The 8,392-nt window shown below is 59.9% G+C and carries 8 protein-coding genes; 5 read left to right on the top strand and 3 right to left on the bottom strand.

The window, feature by feature from the left end; translation table 11 throughout:
• The first annotated feature begins 259 nt into the window (after positions 1-259).
• The 5 genes from F4Z81_02125 to F4Z81_02105 all read left to right on the top strand — a co-directional run bounded on the left by F4Z81_02125 (position 260) and on the right by F4Z81_02105 (position 6,222).
• A complete protein-coding gene (locus tag F4Z81_02125) occupies positions 260-1,666 on the top strand; it encodes an aminotransferase class V-fold PLP-dependent enzyme (protein MXW03844.1) in 1,407 nt (468 codons plus the stop codon).
• A gap of 526 nt (positions 1,667-2,192) precedes the next feature.
• Complete coding sequence (locus F4Z81_02120) at positions 2,193-3,380, top strand: ABC transporter substrate-binding protein (GenBank protein MXW03843.1); 1,188 nt, start codon at positions 2,193-2,195, stop codon at positions 3,378-3,380.
• A 1-nt stretch (position 3,381) separates the two neighbouring features.
• Entirely contained in the window at positions 3,382-4,137 is a 756-nt protein-coding gene (locus tag F4Z81_02115; GenBank protein ID MXW03842.1) for a HAMP domain-containing protein, read from the top strand.
• A gap of 14 nt (positions 4,138-4,151) precedes the next feature.
• On the top strand, positions 4,152-5,459 hold the full coding sequence (locus tag F4Z81_02110; GenBank protein ID MXW03841.1) for an OFA family MFS transporter: 1,308 nt from the start codon (positions 4,152-4,154) through the stop codon (positions 5,457-5,459).
• Positions 5,460-5,655: 196 nt separating this feature from the next.
• On the top strand, positions 5,656-6,222 hold the full coding sequence (locus tag F4Z81_02105; GenBank protein MXW03840.1) for a hypothetical protein: 567 nt from the start codon (positions 5,656-5,658) through the stop codon (positions 6,220-6,222).
• A 20-nt stretch (positions 6,223-6,242) separates the two neighbouring features.
• Here F4Z81_02105 and F4Z81_02100 read toward each other — a convergent pair whose 3' ends face one another.
• From F4Z81_02100 to F4Z81_02090, 3 genes are all read right to left on the bottom strand, one after another.
• Entirely contained in the window at positions 6,243-6,947 is a 705-nt protein-coding gene (locus tag F4Z81_02100; protein MXW03839.1) for an HAD family hydrolase, read from the bottom strand.
• A 112-nt stretch (positions 6,948-7,059) separates the two neighbouring features.
• Positions 7,060-7,866, bottom strand: coding sequence for a methyltransferase domain-containing protein (locus F4Z81_02095; protein MXW03838.1), 807 nt, complete (start codon positions 7,864-7,866; stop codon positions 7,060-7,062).
• Between the two features lie 12 nt (positions 7,867-7,878).
• Complete coding sequence (locus F4Z81_02090; protein MXW03837.1) at positions 7,879-8,358, bottom strand: GNAT family N-acetyltransferase; 480 nt, start codon at positions 8,356-8,358, stop codon at positions 7,879-7,881.
• Positions 8,359-8,392 lie beyond the last annotated feature (34 nt).

The raw sequence follows: 8,392 nt of genomic DNA, 5'->3' as shown, positions 1-8,392 counted from the left end.
GTGTGTAGATCTCGTCGAATTCGGCCGCCCGTTCGTTGTAATAGGCGTTCATGCTCTGGCGGAGGCGCGGGTCCATGGATGCATCACTTTTAAGGTCGAAGCTACAGGTTGTTGTGTGATGTCTTGAATGTCCTGGGAATCCAATGTGTAAAACTGTTTATTACGCAGTCAAGGATGCATTCCCTACGCAAGCACCGATCCGAAGCCAGGATGCTGGATTGAGGATGCCGGAAGCCCCGAGAATCAAAGGAGTTTTGTCATGAGATCGGAAAACAATGCAATCGACCTTCCCACGGGACGCCGGAATACCATGGAACGGCGGCATTTCCTGAAAACCGCGGGCGTGACGGCCGGACTGGCCACGTTCCTCGGCCCCGATTCCTTCCGGGGCGTCGAGGCCGCGGTTAGTGAAATCGCTGATCTCACGCCGCAAGAGGCCGCCCGTGACGAAGGGCTCTGGCGCGAAGTCAAGCGGGCATTCACCGTGGACCGCAGCCTGATCAACCTGGATAACGGCTATGCCTGCCCTACGCCCCGCGTCGTCACCGAAGCGTTCATTCGATACATATGGGAACAGGAACAGAACCCGTACGGGGTGTTCGTTGACATGGCCAGGGACCGCATGAGTACCGTGAAGAAGTCCGTGGCACGGCAGTTCGGGAGCAGCCCCGATGAAATCGCCCTCGTACGCAACACCACAGAAGCGCTCAAGACGGTCCTGTACGGCATCCCGCTGAACCGGGGTGACGAAGTCCTCACGACGACCCATGACTATCCTTCCCTGGTGCGGGTCGTTCGGGATCGGGAGAAGAAGGAAGGGATCAAACTGGTCGAGGTGCCCGTACCGTATCCCGCCGGGTCTCTGAAAGACCTGGTCAAGGTCATCGAAGATGGCATTACATCGAGGACCCGCGTGATCATGGTGTCCCACATCACGTACACCACCGGACAGGTATTTCCGATCCGGCAGATCTGCGACCTGGCCCATCGGCACGGGATCGAAGTCGTCGTGGACGGCGCCCATGCCGTCGCCCAACTGGATTTCAAGGTCTCGGACCTGGATTGCGACTATTACGGAGCGAGCCTGCACAAATGGCTCAGCGCGCCGAAAGGGACCGGCTTGCTGTACATGAAGCGCGCGCACGTCGAGAAGATCGAGCCGCTGTACGGCCCGACCATGAGTCTCCGATTCAACCCCCTGACGAGCATGCAGAAATACGAATCCGTCGGTACCCAACCCCTGCCGCCGTTCCTCGCCATCGGCGAGGCCGTCGCTTTTCACAACGCCATAGGACCGAAGCGCAAGGAAGAACGGCTTCGTTACCTGAAGAATTACTGGGCGGAACGGCTTCAAAGCCACCCCAAGATACGGGTATACACCCCGACGGCCCCCGAAATGAGTTGCTGTATCGCCGGGGTTGGAATCGAAGGGGCCGATCCGACCGGTATTCGGGACTACCTTTGGAATGAACATCAGATTCGGACTTCCCGGGGCCGGTACGACCGGGAGGACACCGGTCGTACGTGGGTTCGTATCACGCCGAATCTGTACACCACGCTGTCTGAGCTCGATTACTTCAGCGACGTGATGGAAGAGGCGGCAGAGAACGGCCTGCCGGAACCGTACAGCAGGTACGAATTCGATCCGGAACGAATGCGCAGGTAGGATCTCCTCTGGGAGGCGGCAGTCTGTTAGACGGCGCTCTGAGAGGCGGCAGTCCGTCACCTGATGGCAGCCAGTCCGTCACCCGATGTTTGAAGTGGCTTAAGGTGCCCCAGGGCATTGCTCACGGTCGCAAAAATACCTTGCAACGGGGTAGTCCCGGTCTTATCATTTTGAATCATTACAACAGTTTCCAAGACGGAAACAATTAGTACATTTCCCAAACAAGAACTTCGTACTGCGATTCCCGGTACAGTCAATGTCCGGCCCGGATACGGTTGCCGGACGGCCGTGAGACTCTTAAGACTCACGAAGAGTAACATTCACGGCTCATTTGATGACGAGGAAGCGTATGAGTGGGCGTGACGGTAAAGGTCAATCAGGGGATAGGCCCGGGTCGCCTGCGCCGTTGTTAACGCGGAGGACCATGTTGCGCCGCGGCCTGGCGGGACTGCTTGCGGTTTCCTGCGCGGGCTTGAAGGACGCCGGTACCTTTTTTGGAGGTTTGAACATGGTCTCAGCACAGGAAATGGAAACCGGATTCGAAGGTGCGACGGATGATGAGATCATCCTGGGCATGTCGGCCGCGTTCTCCGGTCCTTCCAGGGGTCTTGGCAGCGAGCTGTACCGCGGCGCCATGGCCTATTTCAATCATGTGAACGACAACGGCGGCGTGGCCGGACGCAAGATCACCCTGAAGCTCTACGACGACGGTTACCAGCCGGATCCATGCGTCCGGAACACCATGAAGCTCATGCTCGAAGACAACGTGTTCCTGCTCTTCGGGTACGTGGGCACGCCGACCGTTACGCGGGTGCTGCCCCTGCTGAAGAAGTTCCAGGACGAGCAGGTCTACCTGTTCTTTCCCTTTACCGGCGCCCAACCCCAGCGGGAGCCGCCTTATGGTGATTTCGCCTTCAACCTCAGGGCGTCCTACCGGCAGGAAACGGCCGGTCTCGTCAACAACTTCCTCGCCGCGGGCAAAAGAAGAATCGGCGTGTTTTACCAGGCCGACGCCTACGGAAGAAGCGGATGGGCCGGGGTGAGGGCGGCGCTGGACCGGCACGGCGAGCGGCTCGCGGGCGAGGCGACCTACCGCCGGGGCTCGCGTTTCACCGGCAGCATGCGGGAGCAGGTGGAGATCCTCAAGTCCAATTCCCCGGATGCCGTCATCTGCATCGGGTCGTATGCGGCTTGCGCGGCCTTCGCCCGCGATGCCGTCGACCGCGACCTTCGCGTACCCATTGCCAACCTTTCCTTCGTGGGCAGCGAAAACATGCTCCAGTTACTCAGCGACCTGGGAGAGGACGTGGAGACCTATTCCCGTTACCTCGTCAACTCCCAGGTGGTCCCGAGCTACGAGGACACGTCCATTCCGGCGGTGCGGGAGTACCGCGAACTGATGGAACGCTACGATCCGGCGGTTCCGGAAGAACTCGTCCAGGAGTCGTACAGCCCCTTTCCACAGAGTTTCGTGAGTCTCGAGGGTTTTCTGGACGCCAAACTGATGACCGAGATCCTGCGGCGCCTGGGAGGAAGTCCCGACCGCGACGGGCTGGAGGAAGCCGTGTTCTCGGTCGACAACTACGATCTCGGGATCGGCGAGCGGGTCTCCTTCGGACCGGACCGCCGGCAGGGTCTGCAGACCGTCTACTATACCGTCGTCCAGGAGGGCCGGTTCGTGACCCTGGAGGACTGGCAAGGCTGGCTATCCTAGCATGAAAGTACAGAAGCTCTTCCAGCGCACCCGCTTCGGGATCTTCCTGCTCTTCGGCGTCATCGTCCTCTGCACGTCCGCCCTGTGTATATACACTGTAGATACGCAGCTGACGTCCGAGTACGAGACCAACAGTCAGAATATCGCCAAGAGCATCGCCGACTCCAGTGTCGACATCCTGCTCAACCGGAACCTGGCCACGCTGCAGTCGATGATCGATCAGTTCGTCGAGATCCAGGGTATCCGGTATATCTACATCACCAGCGAGGACGGTGAGTATCTCGCCCATACCTTCGTTCCGGGGATTCCCGAGCAGATTCTCGCGAGCGATCACGCGAATACCGAGCCGGTGGAGCGAAGCATCCCCGGCCTGGGTGATTTCCTGGAGGTCGGCAGCCCCATCCTGGCGGGTGTGGCGGGTACGGTGCACGTCGGCATGGACCAGGACGAGGTAGCCCTCAAGATCCAGCGCGCAATCGGCCAGCAGGTCATCCTCATTTGCATATTCCTGGTCGTGGGCGTCCTCGCGTCGATCTGGCTGGTCAATCTCGCCGCGAAGCCCCTTGCGGAACTGCTGGCGTACGCCGTCAACCTCGCGGGCAACAAAGAGCCGGAGACGACGTCCGACGATCTCCTCGGACGCGACGATGAAGTGGGCGACCTGGCCCGCCTCTTCCAACACATTTCCGATCAGCCATCCGGCACCGGTTCGTCCGGATCCGGTGCACCCGGCGCGCCACCGGAGAACGTCCGGTAAGGGGAGGATAGGCGATGCGCATTCCCCGTAGCGCCATCGCGCTCTTCTGCACGGCGCTTCAGATCTGCTTCGGTACGGTCTACGCCTGGAGCTTCTTTCAGACGATTCTGGTGCGCCAGATCGGCTGGACGCACACCGAGACGGCCTGGGCGTTCAGCATCGCCATCTTCACCCTCGGCGTGTCGGCGGCGTGGGCCGGGAACATGCTGCCGAAGATGGGTCCGCGCAAACTCGCGCTGATCGGCAGTTTCATGTTCGCGTGCGGGTACCTGATCTCGGGCCTTGCGCTGGAGATGGAGTATATCCCGCTGTTCTATCTCGGATACGGGGTGGTCGGCGGCGCCGGCATCGGGCTGGGATACGTCACGCCGGTCGCGACGGTCGCCAAGTGGTTTCCGGACCGCAAGGGACTGGCTACCGGTATCGTGGTCATGGGGTTCGGGGTCGGGGCCTTTCTGCTCAGCAAGGGCCTGGCGCCCTTCCTCATCGTGCGGACCGCGGGCGCCCTGCCGGAAGTCTTCATCTGGCTCGGCATCATCTTCGCCCTGATTCTCATCCCCTGCAGCCTGGCCCTGTCCGATCCGCCGCCGGATGCCTTGGGTCCTTCGACCACGGCCACGGCCGATCCCGAGGAGGCCGACGAACCGAAGTACGCCCGAACCTACCTGGGCACCACGCAGTTCGTCTTCATGTGGATCGTCTTCTTCTTCAACATCGCGGCCGGGATTTCGGTCGTCAGCTTTCAGTCGGAGATCCTCCAGGAAATCTGGGGTCTGGCGGATGATTCCATCGAACCGACCGTCCTGGCCGAGTACGGCGCCACGCTCATCGCGGTGAGCTCGATCTGCAACGGTCTCGGAAGGCTCTTCTGGGGATTGCTGTCCGACCGGTTCGGCAGGGTGACCGTCTTCCGGGTGCTGCTCGGCAGCCAGATGGTGGTCTTCGGCATACTCATGACGGAGACCAACCCCTGGATTTTCTCCGCCCTGGTCTGCTACGTGCTGCTCTGCTTCGGCGGCGGTTTCGCTACCATGCCTTCCTTCGTCCTCGACGTGTTCGGCACGAAGAAGATGTCCACCATCTACGGCGCGGTGCTGACTGCGTGGGCTGCCGCGGGGATTTTCGGGCCGCTGTACGTGGGATACCTCAAGGACGTCTATCCCGACCGCGCGGTCATGTACTGCTTCCTCATCGGGATCCTCATGCTCGGAGCCGGCTACCTGTTCTCCTACCTGCTCAACGACGGCCGGATCCGCCTGGGCCGGCCGACGCTCGAGACTACGCTGCAGCGGTACGGGATCGCCGCGCCGGGGCGGGGTTGAGCTGGGTGACGGCGCTACGGGATCGCCGTGCCGGGGTTTAGAAGCGGGACAGCGCAAATCCGTTTTTCTTTCAATATAGAGTGAAATTCACGGGGGAAATACGATGCCACGCCCGAGATTGGGGTTCATAATCGTCTTACTGCTGGGTCTGGATGCATCTCCAGTTTTTGCGCAGGGGGTTACGGGATCCGTCCAGGTGGGCACGCTCGGGATCGGGGCGCAGGTCGCGACGCCACTCGCAAGCCGGATCAACTTCCGAGGCGGCCTCGATTTTCAGCCGGTCAGCTTCGAAGTACTCGCGGATGATGTGGAGTTGGATGTGGAACTTCCCGCAGCCACCGTGACGGCGGTGATCGATCTGTATCCGAACGAAAGCGGCTTCCGGCTGAGTGCGGGCGTGCTCTACTTCGGGGGGTCGCTTGGACTCGAGGGTGCTCCGACGGAAGATGTTGAGCTTGGGAACAACGTGTATACGCCGGCCCAGGTGGGAACGATCCGCGGCTCGCTCGGGACCTCCAGCCTTGCCCCCTATGCAGGCTTCGGGTGGGGAAATGCCGTCGGAACCGGTTTCGGTTTTGCGCTGGATGTCGGGATTGCCTTCCACGGAACGCCGGAATTCAGCCTCGAGGCAACCGGCCCCGTATCCTCGGATCCGCAGTTCAGAAGAGACCTCGATGAGGAGGCCGAATCGGCCAACGAAGACATCCCCGGCGTCGCATCCGTGTATCCGGTCCTGAAACTGGGTCTCAGCTACGGGTTCTAGCCGGGGTGGAGAAATCCGCCTCAGTTACCGATTTGCCCTAGACCTAAAACCCCGGGCAGGTCGGCCAGCGAGGTGATTTCAACGTCGGCTTTGACCTCTGCGTTGCTTTCTGCCCCTTCGCGATTCAGCCAGACCGTTTTCGCTCCGGCGCCGTGCGCTCCCATTACGTCGTTCTCCAGCGAATCCCCCACGTGTAGCAACTCGTTCAGTGGACAGCCAGCTTTCTTCGCGGCTATCTCGAAGATCCTCCGATCGGGCTTTCGAATTTTCACGTCCTGCGAGAAGACCACGAAGGCAAAACGGCCCTCGAGCCCGCATCGTTCGGGGTAACTGTTCCCGTTGGACAGTAGGCCCAGCTTGTAGTGCGGGGCCAGGATATCGAGCGCAGGTTCGACGTCCCGATACAACTCGATGTCTTCGAAGCGATGCTTGAGGTAGAGCTCATTCAGACGGACAGCGATATCGTGATCCGGTCGCCCCACACGTTCAAGCGTCCGCTCGAAGGCGAGTAATCTCAGTTCCTCCATGTTCCAGGTCCGTCCTTCCTCGTCCTCCTCGACCCGGTTGCGAATCGCGATCATCTCTTCCACCGAGAGGTCCTCGGCGCCTTGGGTCGGAACCAGCCTGCGCAGTTCCGCCAGGGCTTTCTTCAATGCATGCCGCATGACCTTCTTAAAATCCCACAGGGTCATGTCGCCGTCGAAGGATATGGCTGTTATCCGCAATATATCGCCTCTACAGTTAGCCCAAACTCTTGGACCAAACAAAAAGGTGTAGGAAACCCGAGATTTCCCTATGAACCGCTTCGTCTCAACGCTTCGCTGATGCCGGCACTCGTCAGGGCGCTTTCGCGACGGTGAGGATGTGCGCGCTCACGCCGATGAGTGAGGGTTCCGTCTCGACAAGTTTCAGGAAAGTGAGCAGATCCTTACGCTTCGCCTCATCTGCCCACAGCTCGTCGAAATGGCCAAGCAGCCATGCCGGGCCTTCCAACCCGACCGTCCTCACCAGGTCGAACCCTGCATCCGTGATCTCTTCAGCGAGTTCCTCAGGCCGATGGAAGCAGGCCGTAGTGAAGTACCGGGGATCCATGTCCGGGTTTTCGTGTCGACCTTCATTCGGGTCCTTCAGTACGATACGGGCGAACTCGGGATTGAAGAGATACCCCTGTTTCATGCCGTCCATGAACGAAGCGAACCTGGAGATGGCCGCACAGATCAGCACACCTCCCGGTTTCAGCACACGTAGGGATTCCTCAAGCGCGGCGATCCGGTCCGACCGTGCTGGAAGGTGATACAGAGGACCCATCAGAAGGACCGCGTCCATGGAATGCGTCTCGAAGTCCAGCGTTCTGGCGTCGCCGACCTCCGCGCTCTTCAGGATTCCGTCCTTATCCCGTTCCTTTGCCTGCTCGATGTGGCGCGGGACGACGTCCAGCAAGTGGACTTCGTAGGACCGCCCGGCAAGCCAGGAGGCATAGGCGCCCGGTCCTCCGCCTGCATCAAGGATGCGGGCCGGCGGTGCGGGGAGATGTTGCCGAAGAATCTCCCGGGTCCTTTCACCTTCCAACCGGGCGGTTCCCTTCTCGAGCCGATCGGATTCGTGCTCAATCTCTTCGTAGTATCGGATTACGTTACAGTCCACATTGCACTCCGGTCATGGTCTGATCTGTTTTGAAATCCATATTTCCTCAGGGCATCCGGGGTTGTCCGTCCTGGATTGCTTGTACACCCTGAATCCGTGTTTCCAGTAAAATCGTCTGGTCAATTCGTAGGGTTGGTACGCGACACTTTCGCCCAGTGTGTACGTCGCTAGTTCGTCTATTCGCAGTTCACGAGACTTCGCTTCGGCGGCGTCCAGAAGCCGGCTTCCAATACCCTGCCTTTGGACTGACCTGTCGACCGCAAGCCAGCCGATATGCATCCGACCCTCTGCGATGTACAGGGTAATAAACCCGATCACCCTTTGATCTGAGACGGCCACAAATCCGGTTTGATGCCGTAGGTCGGTGGGGATAGACCTGGTTCTAGCGGTTTCGTCAAACCATTCGGGAAGGTTCTCTACGACGGCGAGAATCCCAGCATGGTGATTCGTCTCAAGGGGTTCGATTCGGTTCGTGTCCTGTTTGTCACTCATGTTGCTGAATCGAATTTGGTTAGTGTGTTAGATC

The organism is Gemmatimonadota bacterium (assembly GCA_009835325.1).
GTDB lineage: Bacteria > JAAXHH01 > JAAXHH01 > JAAXHH01 > JAAXHH01 > JAAXHH01.
The sequence above is the reverse complement of the archived record's forward strand: the minus strand, read 5'-3'. Positions and strand labels throughout refer to the sequence as shown.